We start from the raw sequence: 18,287 nt of genomic DNA on the forward strand, positions 1-18,287 counted from the left end.
AACCGATTTTCTGCCCGATGGCACGCCCGGTGACCAATACCTCGCCCGTTGCCTTGAGCCGGTAGCGCTCTTGCACCTCGTGCTGGGTCTGCTGGGATTTGACGGTTTCAGGCCGGGCCTGCAGGATGTACAGCTTGCCGTCGATGCCGTCGCGCCCCCATTCGATGTCCATCGGGCGCCCATAGTGGTTTTCTATGATCGTGGCATAGCGCGCGAGTTCGATGATTTCCTGGTCGCTGAGCGAATAGCGGTTGCGCTCGGATGCCGGGACTTCGACCGTGCGTACGGCGTGGCCGGATTCACGCTGCGCGTCGAACTCCATCTTGATGAGCTTGGAGCCGATGCGCCGGCTGATGATCGGATAATGGCCTTTCGCCAGAGACGGTTTGAACACGTAGAATTCATCGGGGTTTACCGCGCCCTGCACGACGGTTTCACCCAGACCGTAGGACGAGGTGATGAACACGACGTCGCGAAAACCGGATTCGGTGTCCAGGGTAAACATGACCCCAGCGCTGCCCCGGTCGGCGCGCACCATGCGCTGGATGCCGGCCGACAAGGCGACGTCGGCATGCGCATACCCCCTGTGCACCCGATATGAAATGGCGCGATCGTTGTATAACGAGGCAAACACATGATGGATTTTCTCGAGGATGTCGTCGATTCCGACCACGTTGAGGAAGGTTTCCTGCTGGCCGGCAAACGAAGCGTCGGGCAAGTCTTCTGCGGTGGCCGAGGAGCGCACGGCGAACGAGCCTTGGCCGTCGCCGTCCAGGGCGGCAAACGCCGCCCGGACGGCTTGTTCGAAAGCAGCGGGAAAGGGCGTTTCCATGACCCACTGGCGGATTTCCGCCCCGGCGGCCGCCAATTCACGAACATCATCGGCGTCGAGGGCATCGAGCCGGGCATTGATGCGCCCGGCCAGATCCGATGCCTGGAGAAACTCGCGGAACGCATGGGCCGTGGTGGCAAAGCCGCCCGGTACCCTGACCCCTGCGTCAGCCAGCTGGCTGATCATTTCGCCCAACGAAGCGTTCTTGCCCCCTACCGAGTCTACGTCCGCCATGCGGAGCTGCTCGAACGATACGACATATGACATGGTGTCACCCTTGAGATGGAATAAAGCGTGTTTGCCTGACACACACGATGCAAGGCCGATGCCTGTTGCGACCACGGTATGCGCCTGGCAAACCTGCCTTGCCAGCACCTCGAGGGACTGGTAACCTTCGCGAATTGTACCTTTTCTACGACAGGATGGCTGGGCTCGCCATGAGCGATGAACCTCTGGAACAAACTGTATTCATCGTCTCCGACAGCACGGGCATCACGGCTGAAACGTTCAGCCACGCCGTGCTGTCTCAATTTGAATCGATCCGGTTCCAGGCGGTGCGCCTGCCGTTCATCGATTCCACCGAAAAGGCCGAGGCCGTCGCGCGTCGCATTGCACGTCAGGCCGATTCAGGGGGCCCGCTGCCGCTGGTGTTCAGCACGCTGGTGGACTCCGACATTGCCGATCGCATCCGCTCGGCCCCTTGTATTTTCATCGACTTGTTCGGCACCGTCGTCCAGCACCTCGAGGGGGTGCTGGGCGCAAAGGCCAGCCAATCGGTGGGGCGTTCGCACACCAACGGACTAAGTGAGCAGTACAACAACCGCATCGAAGCCATCAACTTCAGCCTGGCGCACGATGACGGCCAATACGTGCATGGCCTCGAACAAGCCGACGTGATTCTCATCGGGGTTTCGCGTTGCGGCAAGACGCCCACCAGCCTGTATCTGGCCATGCAATATGCCGTGAAGGCCGCCAATTACCCCTTGATCCCCGAGGATTTCGACCGCGCTGCGCTGCCCGCCACCCTGCAGCCGTTCAGGCGCAAGCTGTTCGGCCTGTCCATCCAGCCCGAGCGTCTGGCTGAAGTGCGCAATGAACGCCGGCCCAACAGCCAATATGCCTCGCTGAAGCAATGTCGCCAGGAAGTCGCCGATGCCGAGCGCCTGATGCGTATGGAAGGCATCCCGTGGCTGTCGACCACGACCCGTTCGATCGAAGAAATTTCCACGAAAATCCTGGACGAAGTCGGCCTCGATCGCATGAGCTATTAGGGGGCCGGGCCGCCGCGGCGTTGGCGGCGCTGCTCGAACAGGCAGACCGCCGCGGCCGCCGCCACATTCAGCGATTCCACACCGGCGTCCTGGGGGATGGTCAAGCGCCATTGGGCGCGCCGCATCAATTCGGGCAAGACGCCCTGCCCCTCATTGCCAAACAGCCAGACACAGTCGGGGCGCAAGTCCTGGGCGTACAGGTCGCTGCCGGCCTCCAGGGTGGTGGCCGCCAGAGGAATCTCCAGGTGAGGCAGCAAGCTGGCCAGATCGACCTTTTCGTACACCTGCAGGGCAAAATGAGCCCCCTGCCCGCCGCGCAGCGCCTTGGGCGACCAGGCGGCCGCGCACCCCGCGGACAGGAATGCCTGCCGCAATCCGGCTGCCGCCGCCGTACGCAGCAGGGTGCCGAGGTTGCCCGGGTCCTGGACCCGATCGAGCCACAGGCACGTTTGGGCGATCCGATTGGGCAGAGGCGGCCTGGGGGGTTCGACCACGAAGAATACGGCGGAGCCCTCGTGAACCTGGGACAGGGCATGGGCCAGCGCGTCCGCTAGAATGACCCGCGATGCCTCTGCGGCCGTTTGCCAAAGGGCCTGGACGGCGGGTGTCGCCAGGTCGGTCTCGCCCGCCAGCATCAGGCCGGGCAGACCCTGGTGGGTCAGCCACGCATCGCACAAATGCAGGCCTTCCAGCAATACGCGGCCGTCACGGCGCGCGGGCTTGCCCCGGGCCAGCCTCAGGCTCAGCCGATAATCCGGATTGTCGCGCGAGTGTACGTGGCGGACGGCGGGTGGCGGGCTCATGGCCGCGGCTTCCCGCCGTTTGTCAGACGCAGGGCTTCGCGCACTGGAGCAAAGCTGCGCCGGTGTTCCGGGCAGGGTCCGTACAGACGCAAATTGGCCAGGTGGCGCACCGTACCATAGCCTTTGTGGGCATCGAAACCATAGTCCGGATAGCGTTGGTGCAGCGTCTGGCAGTAGGCATCGCGCGACGTCTTGGCCAAGATGGATGCAGCGGAAATGGCCGGCTGTCGCGTATCGCCCCGCACGAGCCCGTAGGCCGGGCAAGGCAGGCCGCGGGGCACGCGGTTGCCGTCTACCAGCACGAGCCGGGGAATACGGCGCAAAGAGCCTACGGCCCGCTGCATGGCCAACAGCGTGGCCTGCAGGATGTTGAGCCGATCGATCTCTTCTACACTGGCGTGGGCCACGCTCCATGCAACGGCCTGTTCGCGGATCTGGCCAGCCAGCTGCATCCGCCGGGCGGGTGACAGCTTCTTTGAGTCGGCAAGGCCTTCGACCCCATTGGCCGGATGCAGGATGACGGCCGCCGCAAAGACCGGACCCGCCAAAGGCCCACGGCCCGCTTCATCCACCCCCGCCAGCCATTCGATCGGGCACCCTGCTGAATCGAAGCCCGTCAGCCCAGCCATGTCAGGCGCCATGGCATACCTCCAGAATGGCGCGCGCAGCCAGCTGTGGCGTATCCCGATCGAGGCTTTGATGCAGGTGCGTGAAGCGCTCGGTCACCCGCTCGATGAGCGCCTTGTCCGTCAGGGCAGCCCAGGTCGCCTGTGCCAGCGCCTGGGGGCTGGCCGCCTCTTGGAGCAGTTCGGGCACCACGAACTCGCGCTCGAGGATATTGGGCAGGCCCACCCAGGGCAGGCTAGGCGCTTGCTGCCCGGATTTCCAGGCCATGATGCGCCGCATCCACGGCGACAATACGTATGAAATGACCATGGGCCGCTTGAACAAGGCCGCTTCGAGGGTGGCCGTGCCGCTGGCCACGAGCACGGCATCGGCCGCGGCCATGGCATGCCAGGCGACGGGCCACGACGGGGCGGCCGAGCTGGGACGGGCTGGCTGGTGCGTGGCGCCAGGATGACGGGCTGTTTCCGTCGCGGCGGACAACGCCCCGTTCAAGGGATGAATCAGCACACGGCACTGGCGGATGGCATATTGGGCGAGGAGTGATTCGAATTGCTGCCTGCGAGCAGGGTTCACCATGGGAACCAGCACGTGCAGATCAGGATCCTGTTCCTGCAGGTGTTGTACGGCCTGCAGAAATCGCGGTGCCAGGAGGCGGATTTCAGACGCCCGGCTGCCCGGCATGAGCGCCAATACCCGGACATCATCGCTGATCTGCAGAAATTTTCGCGCGGCCGCGCGATCCGCCTGCATGGGAATCAACTCGGCCAGCGGATGGCCCACGTAGGTGACCGGAATGCCTTCCCGCTGATACAAATCGACCTCGAATGGAAACAGCACGAGCATGTGGGATACGGCGCGCCGGATCTGATGAATGCGTTCGTAGCGCCAGGCCCAGATCGACGGACCGACGAAATGGACTGTGGGAATGCCATGGCGGCGCAGCTGTTCTTCGAGCCGCAGGTTGAAATCGGGCGCATCCACGCCAATGAAGATATCTGGCCTGAAGGCGATGGCCTGTCGACGGGTATGGCGCCAGGTGCGGATCAGCCCCGGGGCGCGCCGCAAGGCATCGACATAGCCGAATACGGACAGGGCATCCATCGAATGCCACGCCTGCAGACCCGCCGCCTGCATCGCCGGCCCGCCAATACCGGCCAACTCGAGCCGACGGGTACGCGCGCGCAACCCTTCGATGACCCGGCCTGCGAGCAAATCGCCCGAGGGTTCGCCCGCCACGATGACGGTGCGCAGGGTCATGGACGGACGATCCCGCGCTCCGAGGTTCGCAGGAAATCGACCAGTGCCTGGACGGCCGCCGTTTCGTTGGGGTGCTCGGCCTGCAATGCTTCGAGGGCGGGAATGGCTTGCTCGACACTGAGCTGGCGCCGGTACAGGGCCTTGTAGGCTTGCTTCAACACCAGGATGTCGGCCGCCGTGAACCCGCGCCGACCGAGCCCTTCGGAGTTGATGCCGACTGGACGAAAGGGATCGCCGGCGCCGATCATGTAAGGCGGTATGTCTTGCCGAATCGAGCTCGTGCCACCGACCATGGCATGGGCCCCGATGCGTACGAACTGGTGCACGGCGGATAGCCCGCCCAGGATGGCCCAGTCGCCCACGTGTATGTGACCCGCGAGCTGCACGCCATTGGCCATGACAACGTGGCTGCCGATCTGGCAGTCGTGTGCGATGTGCACGTAGGCCATGATCCAGTTGTCGTCGCCTACCCGGGTCGTGCCGACATCCTGGACCGTGCCGGTGTTGATCGTTACATACTCGCGAAAGGTATTGCCCGAGCCGATTTCAAGTGCGGTGGGTTCCCCACCGTATTTTTTGTCTTGTGGAATGCCGCCGATGGAGCAGAACCGGTAAAAGTGATTGTCCGGCCCAATGCGGGTATGGCCATCGATCACGCAATGGGAACCGACGCGCGTACCGGCGCCTATCGACACGTGCTCGCCGATCAGACTGTAGGGCCCGACCGAAACGCCCTCTTCCAGCGCGGCCCCCGGCGCCACGATGGCTGTGGGGTGAATCTGAACCGCGCCCATCACTCCTCCAGGATGCGCACCGCACACATGATCTTGGCCTCGGCGACGATGTGGTCATCTACCTTGGCCACGGCGGTATATTTGCAAATGGACCGGCTGAGCTTGTCGGCCGAGACCTCCATGCGCAGCTGGTCGCCCGGCACCACCGGGCGCCTGAAGCGGGCGCCATCCACCCCGACGAGATAATAGGCGATTTTGGTGCTGGCCAGGTTGGGGGCGCCCGCATCGGCAAACGAGAAAAGCGCCGCCGCCTGGGCCATGGCCTCGATGATGAGTACCCCCGGCATGACCGGATGGTGTGTAAAGTGTCCTTGGAAAAATGGCTCGTTGTAGGTGACATTTTTGATGGCGACAATGCTCTTGCCCGGATCCATCTCAAGCACACGATCCACGAGCAGCATCGGCTGCCGGTGGGGCAGCCGCTCCATGATGTCTTTGATATCGAGTTCCATTATCGCGAATCCTGACTGTTTTGCATTGGCTGCCGCATGGCCGCCTGCCGTTCGGCAGCCCGCAGGCGCTTGCGCAGCTGCGCGAGTTGCCCTATGACGGCTGCGTTGCGCTGCCATGTGGTGTGCTCGGCAAGCGGAAAAACGCTGGTGTAGCGCCCGGGTTCCAAGACATCGGACATGACCGTCGTACCGCCTGAGATGTGTACGTCGTCCGCGAAGGTCAGATGGCCGCCGATCATGGCCGCCCCCCCGATCATGCATCGTTTGCCCATGGTGGTCGAGCCGGCCACGCCGACACAGCCTGCCATGGCCGTGTGCGCGCCGATGCGGCAATTATGGCCTATCATGATCTGATTATCGAGCTTGACGCCGTCCTCGAGGATCGTGTCTTCAATGGCCCCCCGGTCGACGGTGGTGTTGGCGCCGACTTCGACGTCATCACCCAGGACGACCCCGCCCAGCTGCGCGATCTTGGCCCACATGCCAGGGTTTCGATGATCCGGCGCAAAGCCGAAACCATCGGCCCCAAGCACGACGCCCGCATGCAGAATGGCGCGCGCGCCCACGCGTACGCCATGGTACAGCGTGACGCGTGCATGCAGCAGGCTGTCGGGCCCGATCACACAACCCGCCCCAATGATGCACCCTGCCCCGATCCGCGCCCCGGCGCCGACCCGGGCGCCGGCCTCGATGACCGTCAGCGGGCCCACGTGAACGCCATCGGCCAGTACGGCATCTGGATCGACGATGGCACTGGGGTGGATGCCTTGCGGCAGCCCTGCGAGCCTGTGCTGGTCGAACCACTGAGCCAGCAAGGCATACAACAAATAGGGCTGTGCACACAGGACCGGTATCCAGGCCGGCGCGATTGCGTGCCGTGCGCGGTAGGCTTCCCAGTCTTCGGGCCGCAGGATCACGGCCGCAGCGGCGCACCCGGGCAGTTGATCCTGCAAGCGCGGGTTGGAAAGAAAGCTGATTTCGGATTGCCCGGAAGATGTGAGCGAACCGATCCCGGCGATGGGAACCTGACGAGGGTCGCCGACCTGGGCAGGCAGCGTCAGGATGTCGGGTTTCAGGCCGACTGTGTCGGCTGCCTCGAGCAACTGGCCAAGAGCCGGAGCCCGCTCGGGCGCAAGCAGCACCGGCATGGGGAATCAACCACCCAAGGCAGAAATGACCTGATCCGTAATGTCGACGCGAGGGCTGACCGTGACCGCATCCTGAATGATCAGGTCGTAGTTTTGTTCTTCGGCGATTTTCTTGATGGCGGCATCGGCCTTTTCAACGATGGCCGAGAACTCTTCGTTGCGACGACGATTGAAGTCTTCCTGGAATTCGCGCCGCTTACGTTGCAGATCGGAATCCATGTCCTGCAGCTGGCGTTGGCGCCGGATGCGGTCGGATTCGGACAGCACGGGGGCGTCTTTATCCAGTTTCTGGGCTTCGTTGCGCAGTTTGTCGGCCAGTGTCTGGAGTTCCTGGTCGCGTTTCTTGAATTCTGCCTCGATCTTGGTTTGGGCCGCTTTGGCGGGCTTTGAGTCGCGCAGGATGCGTTCTGTGCTGACGAAGCCGATTTTCGTGCCTTGGGCATAGACAGGCACGGTGAATGAAGCAGCCAGCCCTATGACAGCCGCCACGACGAGCGCCCGATGGCGATGAACGGTGCGTTGGATGATATCTGAGACGGACAGACCGGAAAGAAGCATGATATGAATGACCTGTATGGACGGCTGCAAAGAGGGTTATTGTGCCATTAAACGAAAGGAATCAGAAGCCGGTACCGATCTGGAACTGGAACGCCTGTTTCTTGTCGCCTTCCTTTGCATTCAGGGCGCGGGCAAACGACAATTGCAGCGGCCCCAGGGGCGATTCCCAGGACAGGCCCAGGCCGGCGGAATACTTCCAGCCGCACGGATCCGCCACTTCGTTGTATTCGCCCCGATAGCACGGCATGCCATCGGTGGTGTCGATCTGGCCGATGTCGCCGAATACGAACCAGCGCAGCGTACGATCCCGCGAAGCCCCGGGGAACGGCAGGTACAGCTGCACGTTGCCCACGATGCGCCGCGACCCCCCGAGGAAGGTGTTGGTGAGCGGGTCGCGTGGCCCAAGCGAGGCGCCTTCGTAGCCGCGCACCGACCCGATGCCCCCGGCATACATGTTCTTGATGACGGGGAAACCCTTGCCGCTGCTGCCGTACGTCTTGGCCCAATCGACCTGGCCATTGACGGCAAAGGTGAAGGCGCGCCCCAGCGGCCAGTAGTATTGCTGTTGTGCGCTGAGCTTATAGTAGCGCAGGTCCATGGTGGATATATCTGCCGACAACCGTGTATAGCTGCCCTTCTTGGGCGCCACGCCGCTGTCTCGGGTGTCCTTGGCCCAACCCACGCTGAGAATGGCCGCGTTGGTGGTATCGCCGTAGGTGTCTACGAACTGTTGGTACGCCCAGGGCGCAGGATCATTGACCCCGCAATCAACCCCCGGATAGCCTGATTGACAGCTGCGGATGTCCTTGAGCGAGTTGCGCTCGAACGTCAGGCCTGCAAATATGCGGTCGACCTCGGTGATGGGCACGCCGAAATTCAGGCCCAGCCCCATGGACTCGACCGTGTACCACCCGGAGTCGTCCCGGTCGGAGACGTCGTAGGGTGTCGTGCGCCGATAGTATAAAGACGTCGTCTTGCTGATACCGTCTTTGGTCCAGTAGGGGTTGGTATGTGAAATGACCAAGGCGCGGTTGGTGGCGCTGGTGTTCACGCTGAGGGACAGCGAATTGCCGCTGCCAAAGACGTTGTCCTGGCTGATGCCGGCCGACAGCAGGAGCCGGTCGGTGGAGCTGTACCCCGCCCCGAGGCTGACCATGCCCGTCGGCTTCTCTTTGACGTCGATGTTCACGTCGACCTGGTCGGGTGCGCCGGGTACGGGTTCGGTGGTGATGTCGACGTCATTGAAGAAGCCGAGCCGATCCACCCGTTCTTTCGAGAGCTGGATGCTGGAGCCGTCGTACCAGGCGGCTTCTTGTTGCCGGACTTCGCGCCGCAGGACTTCGTCGCGGGTATGGGTGTTGCCCCCGACGTTGATGCGGCGCACGTACACCCGGCGGCCTGGATCGATGTAGAACGTCAGTTGGGTGGTGTGGTCTTCGCGATTGAGCAGCGGACTGGGGTTGACGTTCGCGAACGCATAACCCAGCGAACCGAGGTAGTCGGCGATGGCCTTGGCGTCGAGGTTGGTCTTGTCGGCGGAGAAGAGTTCGCCGGGCTTGACGGTGACCAGTGCCTCGAGCTGGTCTTGCAGACCCAGGAGATCGCCGGCCAGATCGACCCCCGAGAGGGTGTACGGCTCGCCTTCGTGCAGCGAGAACGTGACGTAGATGTTTTCCCGATTGGGGGAAATGGTGACCTGGGGGGGCTCCATCGAGAATTCGAGATAACCGCGATCGAGATAGAACGAACGCAGGCGTTCGACATCGCCCTCGAGCTTTTCGCGCGAATACTTGTTGGTACCCGTGTACCACGTCATGAAGCCACCCGTGGTGAGCTCGAGCTCGTCCAGGAGCGTGCCATCCGAGAAGGCCTCGTTGCCGATGAACTCGATCTTGTCGATGGTGGCGACATCGCCTTCGAAGATGTCGAAGGACACCCCGACCCGGTTGCGTGGCAGCGGCGTGATGACCGGCGTGACCTGCACCCCGTATTTACCCTTTGCCAGATACTGCTGCTTGATTTCGAACGTCGCGCGCTCGAGCATGGCTTCATCGAAGATGCGGCCCTGCCCAAAGCCCACCTGCATCAGGGCGCTGGTGATTTCCTTGGCGTTGAATTCGCGCATGCCGTTGAAGGTGACGGATGCGATGGTGGGACGCTCTTCGACGGTGACCACCAGGACATTGCCCAGGGCGTCGATCTGCACATCGTTGAAGAAGCCCGTGGCGTACAGTTTTTGGATCGCCGTAGCCGCTTCTTCTTGGGTGAAGGTTTGACCGGGCTGCACCGGAAGGTAGGTGAAGATCGTACCTGGATCGACGCGTTCCACGCCCTGGATCTGGATATCCTGCACGACGAAGGGGGTAAAGGCCGATGCCGCTGCGGGCGCCAACAGGGCTGCCAGGAGCAGGGAGATGACACGCTTGGGCAAGAGGGGCTTACGAATCAACGGCATTCTGGAGTTCCTGTCTGGCGGCGGCATTGTGAAAAATGTTTCCGATGCTGATGCCGGATTGTAAGTCACAACCTGATCAGCTGAAAAGCCGATGAAAATCATTGAATAACGCCAGGGTCATCAGCCCCAGCACCAGGCTCAGGCCGACCCGGTGAAGCATGTCACGCACCTGCGTGGACAAGGGCCGCCCGCCTCTCAATGCTTCGATACCATATAGCAATAGATGCCCGCCGTCCAGCATGGGAATGGGCAGCAAGTTGAGCACCCCCAGGCTGACGCTGATCAGCGCCATGAAATTCAGATAGCTGGCCAATCCAATGCGCGCCGACTGCCCGGCGTACTCGGCAATGGTGACCGGTCCGGACACATTCTTGACAGACAGATCGCCGGTCAGCATGCGGGCCATCATGCGCAGCGACACCCAGCTCATGTCGAGCGTCCGGGTCAGGCCGGTGACGACGCTCTCGAGCGGCCCCTGCCGAACCATGACCATGGGCAGATCGGCTTGCAGGATCACGCCGATCCGGCCCGCCGTCGTATCGTGCTCGGCCACGGCATCGGGGGTCACCTGCATAGTCAACCGGACGTCATCGCGTTGGATCGACAGGGGCAGCGGCTGCCCTGGATGCGCCTTGACCTGCTCGACCAGGGTGCCGGGGTCCGGATCCTCGAGGCCCGCGACGGCCCGTATTTTGTCGCCGCGTTGCAGCCCGGCCCGCTCGGCGGCACTGCCCGGCATCACGTCGCCCAGCATCACGCCGGGCGGCCGCAGCTGCAGCCCGGCGGCCAGCAGCGGATCGCCGAGATCCGGATCCAGCGAATGGGCGGGCAGATGGAGATGGACCGTGCGCGTGGCGCCGGATGGCGCACGCAGCAGCAGCTGGACTTCACCCCCCGTGGCGACGGGTTCGGTCAGGCGCCAGCGGGCCTGCGGCCATGACGCGACCGCCTGCTGGTCGACCGCTTCGATGATGTCTCCGGTGCGAACGCCCGCCACGGCCGCGGGGGTGTCGACCTGCGGTGCCCCCAGCAGCGCGACGGGCTCATGGACGCCCCAGGCCGTCAGGCCGGCATACAAAATCGCTGCCAGCAGGAGGTTGGCGAGGGGGCCGGCCAGCACGATGGCGGTACGCCGGGGCAAAGACTGGGTATTGAACGCCTGTCGACGCGCCTTGGGGTCGGCGTGGTCCCTGGGTCCATCCTGCATTTTCACATAGCCCCCGAGCGGGATGGCCGACAACGCCCACTCTGTGCCGTGTGCGTCGCGCCGACTGAGGAGTACGGGCCCGAAGCCGACGGAAAAGCGGTGAATGTGCACCCCAAACCCACGCGCCACGGCATAGTGGCCGAGCTCGTGGAATGTGATCAACAGCCCCAGGGCCAGGGCGAAGGCAAGCAGCGTAAACAGCATTAGGATGTCAGTGAGACAGGCGACAGAAATCTGCAGCCTTGCGTCGCGCCCGGGAATCCAGGTCGAGTACTTCATCCAGCGACTCAGGCAGAGCGCCTGGCAAGGATGCCGCATCATCCAGACAGTGCGCAATGATGCGTGCAATCTCAGTATAGCGAACGCGGCCGCGTAAAAAACCATCCACTGCGATTTCGTTGGCGGCATTCAGGGCGATGCACGCGTGCTGCCCGAGGCGCAGCGCGTCGAACGACAATTGCAGGCACGGAAACCGCTGCATGTCGGGCGGCTCGAAATCCAGGCGCCCGAGGCGCGTGAGCTCGAGCAGGCCGACGCCGCTGTCGATGCGTTCGGGATACGCCAGACCGTGCGCAATGGGTGTGCGCATGTCGGGCTGACCCAACTGTGCCAGAATCGATCCGTCTTCGTATTCGACCATGGAATGCACCACGCTCTGCGGGTGGATCACGACCTGGATCCGCTGGGCGGGCATGGCAAACAGCCAGTGCGCCTCGATGACTTCGAGCCCTTTGTTCAGCATAGTGGCGGAGTCGACCGAAATCTTACGCCCCATCCGCCAGGTCGGATGGGCGCACGCCTGGTCTGGCGTAACCGACTCCAGCCGCTCGAGGGCGATCTCGCGGAATGGCCCACCGGATGCCGTCAGGAGAAGCCTGCGTACGCCAGGCGGCGGCGTATCCGGCGCGTGCGCGCGGCGATCGGCCTGGGGCAGGCACTGGAAAATCGCGTTGTGCTCGCTGTCGATGGGCAACAGCTGTGCGCCGGATTGCCGCACGGCCCGCATGAACAGGCTGCCGGCTGCAACCAGAGCCTCTTTGTTGGCCAGCAGGACCCGCTTGCCGGCACGGGCGGCGGCCAGTGCGCCGGGCAAGCCGGCGGCACCGACAATTGCGGCCATCACGGTCGTGACCTCGGGCTCGGCCGCAGTGTCCGCCAGCGCCTGGGCCCCCACGCGGATCTCGGGCAGAGGCTGGGGGCCGGTCCAGAACTGAAGGAAGCGCTGCCTGGCCCGGGTGTCGGGCACGATCACGATGCGGGCGGCATGGACTTGCGCCTGGCGCGCCAGCGCCTCGATGCGGCTGTGTGCGCTCAGGGCATGCACTGCAAAACGGCCCGGGTGCCGGGCAATGACATCCAGGGTGCTGGAACCGATGGATCCCGTGGATCCGAGAATGCAAAGACGTTGCTGGGTCGACATGACTCATCCGGCAGAAAGTAGCAGCACCGCCAGTGGTGCGACCGGCAGTACGGCATCGATGCGATCATATACCCCGCCGTGGCCCGGCAGAAGCTGGCTGGAGTCCTTGACGCCTGCCCGCCGTTTGAGCAAGGATTCGAACAGGTCGCCCAGGATGGACCAGACGGCCAGCACCAGGCCTGCCGGCAACAGCCCCCCCCATCCCAGACGCTGCTGCAGAAGTGCGCCATAACTGTCCGGCCACCAGACCGCCGTGGCAAATAGCCACAAGACGGCTGCCAGGATCCCCGCCAGCGCGCCTTCGCGGGTTTTGCCCGGGCTGATGCGTGGCGCCAGCTTGTGCCGGCCCCATAGCCGCCCGGCAAAGTACGCGACACTGTCGGCCGCCCAGACCAGCGCCCAGAGGCTGATGAGCGCACTGGCGCCATGGCGGATGAATAACCACGCCAGGGCGTACCAGGTGGCCAGCAGAACCAAACCGCCCAGAAAGATCGGGCGGGCGCCTTGCCAGAAAACCCCCAGTTCGCCGCGCCACAGGATGCGGGGGGCGAAAATCACCCAGAACAGGGCGGCCAAAGGCAGGACCAGACGATCGAAAAGCCGCGTCCAGTTGGCTTGGTGCAACGCGGCGGCCCAGTCGGCCGGTACACCCGGCGCCGGTCGCGCATCGGGCAGGCCGACGGACAAGGCCAGCAACAAGATGAGCAGCAGCAGCGCCAGCCAGGTGGCGCCCGAATCGCGAAGGGGGATCAGGCGCAGCCATTCCCAGCCGGCACAGCCCGCCATGGCCGCCAGCAGGACGAGCATGGGCCACGGCCCTGGCGCCATGACGGCGGCCACCACGATCGCCAACAGGACGCAGGCAGTGATCAGGCGTTGTTTCAGCATGCCGGCTCTTCAGGCGTCTGCGCCTGACAGCTGGGCACTGGTGCGGCCGAAGCGGCGTTCGCGCTGACTGTACCAGTGGAACGCCTGGTCGAGTGAGGCCTCGTTGAAATCGGGCCACCAGCAGTCGGTAAAGTAAAGTTCGGTATAAGCGAGCTGCCAAATCAGGAAGTTGGATACGCGCTGTTCGCCGCCCGTGCGGATGAACAGGTCGGGTTCGGGCGCATAGGACATGGCCAGCCAGGGGCTGAGCAAGGTTTCGCTGATGGCCTGTGGCTGCGTCGCGAGATCCGGATGCGCCTTGAGCATGGCTTGCATGGCCTGCAGGATGTCCCAACGGCCACCGTAATTGGCTGCGATGGTCAGCGTCAGCGCCTGGCATTTCGCGGTGTGTTCTTCGACTTGCGTAATCAAATTGCGCAGGCGGTCATCGAACGCGCTCAGTTCGCCGACGACCCTCAGCCGCACGTCTTGTTCGCGCAAGCGGTCGGCCTCTTTTTCGAGCGTGCGCACGAACAGGCGCATCAGGAGAGACACCTCGCTGGCCGGCCGGCGCCAGTTCTCGGTGCTGAAGGCAAACAACGTGAGATAGCGCACCCCGCGCCGGCCACAGGCCTCGACGATGCGGCGCACGGCCTGCACCCCGCGCATGTGCCCGGCCGTGCGCGGCAGGCGCCGCTGCGTGGCCCAGCGACCGTTGCCGTCCATGATGATAGCCACATGGCGGGGAACCGGGCTGGTTTCCAGCACCGTCATGGTAGATGAATGGACCAGGCTCATGGCACCGGGACGTTCTGCATCAGGGGCCGTCAGACCGTCATGATCTCGGCTTCTTTCTGCGCGATGATCTGATCGATTTCGGCGACGTGGCGATCCGTGAGCTTTTGCACTTCGTCTTGCCCGCGCCGTTCGTCGTCCTCGGAGATCGCCTTGTCCTTGAGCAGCTTTTTGAGGGACTCGTTGGCTTCGCGGCGCAAGTTGCGCACGGCGACCTTCGCGTCTTCGCCCTCGGCGCGTACGACCTTGGTGAGGTCGCGGCGCCGTTCTTCGGTGAGAGCCGGCATGGGCACCCGCAGGTTGTCGCCCATGGCAATGGGATTAAGGCCCAGATCGGATTCACGGATGGCCTTGTCGACCACGGCCGCCATGGGTTTTTCCCAGATCTGCACGGACAGGTTGCGGGCGTCGACCACCGTCACGTTGGCGACCTGGCTGACGGGTACGAGCGAGCCGTAGTACTCCACCTGCACGTGATCGAGAATACCCGCATGGGCCCGCCCCGTACGGATTTTGGCGAGGTTGGTCTTGAGGGACTCGATGGATTTTCCCATACGCTCGCCCACCGAGCGGCTGATGTCAGAATAACTCATGCTGTGGATCCTATACCTGGACCAGGGTGCCTTCGTCCTCGCCACAAATGACGCGCCTGAGGGCCCCGGGTTTGTTGATCGAGAAGACCTTGATGGGCAGCTTCTGATCGCGACACAAGGCGAATGCCGTCGCATCCATGACTTCGAGCCTGCGCACGATGGCCTCGTCGAAACTGATGCGTGCATAGCGCGTGGCACTGGGATCCTTGTTCGGATCCGCGCTATAGATACCATCGACCTTGGTTGCCTTGAGTACGACTTCAGCGCCGATTTCCGCGCCGCGCAGCGCGGCCGCGGTGTCGGTCGTGAAAAAAGGGTTGCCGGTGCCTGCGGCAAAAATCACGACCTTGCCTTCTTCGAGGTAGCGCAAGGCCTTGGGCCGGATGTAGCGCTCGACCACCTGATCGATGTTTAGAGCGGATTGCACGCGGGCATCCGCCCCCTGGTTTTTCAGGGCATCCTGCAGCGCCAGGCCATTCATGACGGTGGCCAGCATGCCCATGTAGTCGGCCGTGGCGCGATCCATCCCTTGGGCACCCGGTGCAACCCCGCGGAAGATGTTGCCCCCACCGATGACGACCGCCAGTTGGACCCCCAGCGACACCACTTCGTGGATTTCCTCGGTCATGCGCAGGATGGTTGCCCGGTTGATGCCAAAGGCATCGCCCCCCATCAACGCTTCGCCCGAAAGCTTGAGGAGGACGCGTTTATAGGCTGGTGTGGACATGCCGTGATTTCCTGTCAGGAACCGCTTGCCGCAGCGGCCACCTCGGCGGCAAAATCTTCGGATTTTCGCTCGATGCCTTCGCCCACGACGAACAATGCATAGCGGTTGATGCTTGCCGAATGCTCTTTCAGCATCTGCTCGACCGATTGCTTGTCGTTTTTGACGAATGGCTGTGACAGCAGCGTAACCTCTTTGAGGAATTTTTGCACTGCCCCATCGACCATCTTGGCGACGATGTCGGCCGGCTTGCCGGACTCGGCTGCTTTCTGCTGGGCCACGGAGCGCTCGGCGGCGATCAGGGCGGGGTCGACGCCACCCGCGTCCAGCGCACGCGGCCGGGATGCCGCGATATGCATGGCAAGATCCTTGCCGACTTCATCGGCCCCGGTGAAATCGACCAGCACACCGATCCGCCCGCCGTGCACGTAGCTGCTCAGGCGGTCAGAGGTCTCGAACCGGCGAAACCGGCGAACGGCCATGTTTTCACCGATCTTGCCAACCAGTGCAGCGCGCGTGCTTTCTACGGTGCCCTCGCCCATGACCAGGGCATTCAGGCCTTCGACGTCGGTTGGGTTTTTATCGGCGACGATCCGCGCCAGGTCATTGACGAAAGCGATGAAGTCATCGTTTTTAGCGACAAAGTCGGTTTCGCAATTGACTTCGACCACGGCACCCGTCTTCTGGTCGTCGGCCACGTACAGGCCGATCAGGCCCTCGGCCGTGATCCGACTGGCCGCTTTGGAGGCCTTGCTGCCCAGCTTGACACGCAGGATTTCTTCGGCCCGCGCCAGATCGCCATCGGCTTCGGTCAGGGCCTTCTTGCATTCCATCATGGGCGCGTCGGTCTTCTCGCGCAATTGTTTGACCATGGCAGCAGTGATTTGGGCCATTGTGTTCTCCTGTTCGATCAATGCGTAAACCGGCCGATATGGCCGGCCCGAGGCTGCAGCCCGGGGCAGGTGAGTGCCCGACGGACTGCAGGCGCGTGAAGCAGGACGTCATTCCTGCTCGGGTTCTTCTGTTTCGATTTCGATGAACTCTTCGCCTTCGGCGAGCTCTTCGACCAGCCCATGCAGGCTTTGTTCGCGACCTTCGAGCACAGCATCTGCCATGCCATGCGCATACAGCGCAATGGCCTTGGCAGAGTCGTCGTTGCCGGGAATCACGTGCTCGATGCCTTCGGGCGAATGATTGGTGTCGACCACGCCCACCACGGGGATGCCCAGAGTACGGGCTTCAGCCACGGCAATTTTGTGGTAGCCCACGTCGATGACGAACAAGGCATCGGGCAGGGTGTTCATGTCTTTGATGCCGCCGATGGACTTGTTCAGTTTGGCCATTTCACGCTCGAACATGAGCGCTTCTTTCTTGCTCATTTGCTCGGTTGCGCCATCGGCCATCTGGGTTTCCATCTCTTTGAGCCGCTTGATCGAGGATTTGACTGTCTTGAAGTTGGTCATCATGCCGCCCAGCCAGCGGCTGTCCACGTACGGCATGCCACAACGCTGGGCTTCGGCCGCCACCAGTTCGCGCGCGGAACGCTTGGTGCCCACGAATAGAATGGTGCCCTTGCGCGCCGACAACTGGCGCACGAACTGCGCCGCTTCAAGGTATTTTCCGACCGTGCGCTCGAGGTTGATGATATGAATTTTGTTACGCTGACCGAAAATGTATTCGGCCATTTTCGGGTTCCAGAATCGGGTCTGGTGGCCAAAGTGCACACCCGCTTCAAGCATATCGCGCATGAGGCTCATGAAGGTTCTCCAGTAGGGTTCGGTCTTGTACCAGGCCAGTATCCGGGGCTAACATGAACCCCCATCAGACACCCTTGGGCGGCCGTGGCACGCTATTTTTTAAGCATTGGCTAACAAAAACCAAGCCAACTATTCTACTATTTTTCTCATCATACGATCAAGCACCCCATGATTCCTCTCGTCACCGATCCTCGCGAACTCGATCAGATGCGCGCCGCCTGCCAAGCCGCCGCCAGCGTTCTCGACTACCTGGCTCCCCATGTAAAGGCCGGCGTCACCACCCGGGCGCTCGATGAACTGTGCATGCAGTATCTGACGGACGAACTGAAGGTCGAATCAGCGACGGTGGGCTATGCGCCACCCGGCTACCCCCCCTACCCGGCCTCTATCTGTACGTCCGTCAACCACGTGATCTGCCACGGTATTCCGGGCGACAAGAAGCTCAAGAATGGCGATATTCTGAACATGGACATCACCATCATCAAGGACGGCTGGTTTGGCGACACCAGCCGCATGTTCTGCGTGGGCGAACCCTCGATCCTGGCCCGGCGCCTGATCGACACCACCTACGAGTGCATGTGGCTGGGCATCCGCCAGGTCCGTCCCGGTGCCACACTGGGCGATATCGGCCACGCCATACAGCGGCATGCCGAGCGGGCCGGTTTCTCGGTGGTGCGGGAATACTGCGGCCACGGGGTCGGGCGCCGCTTCCACCAGGATCCCCAGG

Annotated in this window: 19 protein-coding genes; 2 read left to right on the plus strand and 17 right to left on the minus strand. The window is 63.0% G+C overall.

Features of this window, described 5'->3' with window-relative positions; translation table 11 throughout:
• On the minus strand, positions 1 to 1,099 hold a 1,099-nt coding region (locus tag WCZ84_RS10605), incomplete at its 3' end, for a PEP/pyruvate-binding domain-containing protein (protein WP_372686243.1).
• A 170-nt stretch (positions 1,100 to 1,269) separates the two neighbouring features.
• Here WCZ84_RS10605 and WCZ84_RS10610 point away from each other — a divergent pair.
• Positions 1,270 to 2,103, plus strand: a complete 834-nt coding sequence (locus WCZ84_RS10610) for a pyruvate, water dikinase regulatory protein (protein WP_372686244.1) — start codon at positions 1,270 to 1,272, stop codon at positions 2,101 to 2,103.
• Here the strand turns inward: WCZ84_RS10610 and WCZ84_RS10615 are convergent.
• The 16 genes from WCZ84_RS10615 to rpsB all read right to left on the minus strand — a co-directional run bounded on the left by WCZ84_RS10615 (position 2,100) and on the right by rpsB (position 17,560).
• Positions 2,100 to 2,906 carry a TrmH family RNA methyltransferase gene (locus tag WCZ84_RS10615; RefSeq protein ID WP_372686245.1) on the minus strand — a complete coding sequence of 269 codons (807 nt, stop codon included), beginning with the start codon at positions 2,904 to 2,906 and terminating at the stop codon, positions 2,100 to 2,102. The two genes, WCZ84_RS10610 and WCZ84_RS10615, sit on opposite strands and share 4 nt — an antisense overlap.
• Positions 2,903 to 3,547 carry a ribonuclease HII gene (gene rnhB, locus WCZ84_RS10620; protein ID WP_372686246.1) on the minus strand — a complete coding sequence of 215 codons (645 nt, stop codon included), beginning with the start codon at positions 3,545 to 3,547 and terminating at the stop codon, positions 2,903 to 2,905. The genes WCZ84_RS10615 and rnhB overlap by 4 nt, the downstream gene beginning before the upstream one ends.
• Positions 3,537 to 4,790 (minus strand): lipid-A-disaccharide synthase, encoded by a 1,254-nt coding sequence (gene lpxB, locus WCZ84_RS10625; RefSeq protein ID WP_372686247.1) that lies wholly within the window; start codon positions 4,788 to 4,790, stop codon positions 3,537 to 3,539. The genes rnhB and lpxB overlap by 11 nt, the downstream gene beginning before the upstream one ends.
• On the minus strand, positions 4,787 to 5,584 hold the full coding sequence (lpxA, locus tag WCZ84_RS10630; protein ID WP_372686248.1) for an acyl-ACP--UDP-N-acetylglucosamine O-acyltransferase: 798 nt from the start codon (positions 5,582 to 5,584) through the stop codon (positions 4,787 to 4,789). The genes lpxB and lpxA overlap by 4 nt, the downstream gene beginning before the upstream one ends.
• A complete protein-coding gene (fabZ, locus tag WCZ84_RS10635) occupies positions 5,584 to 6,036 on the minus strand; it encodes a 3-hydroxyacyl-ACP dehydratase FabZ (RefSeq protein ID WP_372686249.1) in 453 nt (150 codons plus the stop codon). Before fabZ ends, lpxA begins: the two co-directional genes overlap by 1 nt.
• Positions 6,036 to 7,184, minus strand: a complete 1,149-nt coding sequence (gene lpxD, locus WCZ84_RS10640; RefSeq protein ID WP_372686250.1) for a UDP-3-O-(3-hydroxymyristoyl)glucosamine N-acyltransferase — start codon at positions 7,182 to 7,184, stop codon at positions 6,036 to 6,038. The genes fabZ and lpxD overlap by 1 nt, the downstream gene beginning before the upstream one ends.
• Positions 7,185 to 7,190: 6 nt before the next feature.
• Complete coding sequence (locus WCZ84_RS10645; RefSeq protein WP_372686251.1) at positions 7,191 to 7,742, minus strand: OmpH family outer membrane protein; 552 nt, start codon at positions 7,740 to 7,742, stop codon at positions 7,191 to 7,193.
• A gap of 61 nt (positions 7,743 to 7,803) precedes the next feature.
• Positions 7,804 to 10,197 (minus strand): outer membrane protein assembly factor BamA, encoded by a 2,394-nt coding sequence (gene bamA / locus WCZ84_RS10650; protein ID WP_372686252.1) that lies wholly within the window; start codon positions 10,195 to 10,197, stop codon positions 7,804 to 7,806.
• A 76-nt stretch (positions 10,198 to 10,273) separates the two neighbouring features.
• A complete protein-coding gene (gene rseP, locus WCZ84_RS10655; protein WP_372686253.1) occupies positions 10,274 to 11,608 on the minus strand; it encodes an RIP metalloprotease RseP in 1,335 nt (444 codons plus the stop codon).
• 7 nt (positions 11,609 to 11,615) lie between these two features.
• The gene (gene ispC, locus WCZ84_RS10660; protein WP_372686254.1) at positions 11,616 to 12,824 is read right to left on the minus strand and encodes a 1-deoxy-D-xylulose-5-phosphate reductoisomerase; all 1,209 of its coding nucleotides are present in this window, start codon (positions 12,822 to 12,824) and stop codon (positions 11,616 to 11,618) included.
• A 3-nt stretch (positions 12,825 to 12,827) separates the two neighbouring features.
• On the minus strand, positions 12,828 to 13,712 hold the full coding sequence (locus WCZ84_RS10665; protein WP_372686255.1) for a phosphatidate cytidylyltransferase: 885 nt from the start codon (positions 13,710 to 13,712) through the stop codon (positions 12,828 to 12,830).
• 9 nt (positions 13,713 to 13,721) lie between these two features.
• The gene (gene uppS / locus WCZ84_RS10670; protein ID WP_372686261.1) at positions 13,722 to 14,483 is read right to left on the minus strand and encodes a polyprenyl diphosphate synthase; all 762 of its coding nucleotides are present in this window, start codon (positions 14,481 to 14,483) and stop codon (positions 13,722 to 13,724) included.
• Positions 14,484 to 14,518: 35 nt separating this feature from the next.
• Complete coding sequence (gene frr / locus WCZ84_RS10675; RefSeq protein ID WP_372686256.1) at positions 14,519 to 15,079, minus strand: ribosome recycling factor; 561 nt, start codon at positions 15,077 to 15,079, stop codon at positions 14,519 to 14,521.
• Between the two features lie 10 nt (positions 15,080 to 15,089).
• The gene (gene pyrH / locus WCZ84_RS10680) at positions 15,090 to 15,806 is read right to left on the minus strand and encodes a UMP kinase (RefSeq protein ID WP_372686257.1); all 717 of its coding nucleotides are present in this window, start codon (positions 15,804 to 15,806) and stop codon (positions 15,090 to 15,092) included.
• Positions 15,807 to 15,820: 14 nt separating this feature from the next.
• On the minus strand, positions 15,821 to 16,696 hold the full coding sequence (gene tsf, locus WCZ84_RS10685) for a translation elongation factor Ts (RefSeq protein ID WP_372686258.1): 876 nt from the start codon (positions 16,694 to 16,696) through the stop codon (positions 15,821 to 15,823).
• A gap of 108 nt (positions 16,697 to 16,804) precedes the next feature.
• Positions 16,805 to 17,560, minus strand: coding sequence for a 30S ribosomal protein S2 (gene rpsB / locus WCZ84_RS10690; protein WP_372686259.1), 756 nt, complete (start codon positions 17,558 to 17,560; stop codon positions 16,805 to 16,807).
• Positions 17,561 to 17,731: 171 nt separating this feature from the next.
• Between rpsB and map the strand changes: the two genes are divergently transcribed.
• A partial coding sequence (map, locus tag WCZ84_RS10695) for a type I methionyl aminopeptidase (RefSeq protein WP_372686260.1) occupies positions 17,732 to 18,287 on the plus strand: 556 nt, incomplete at its 3' end.

This window comes from Castellaniella sp. (assembly GCF_041675725.1).
Lineage (GTDB): Bacteria > Pseudomonadota > Gammaproteobacteria > Burkholderiales > Burkholderiaceae_B > Castellaniella.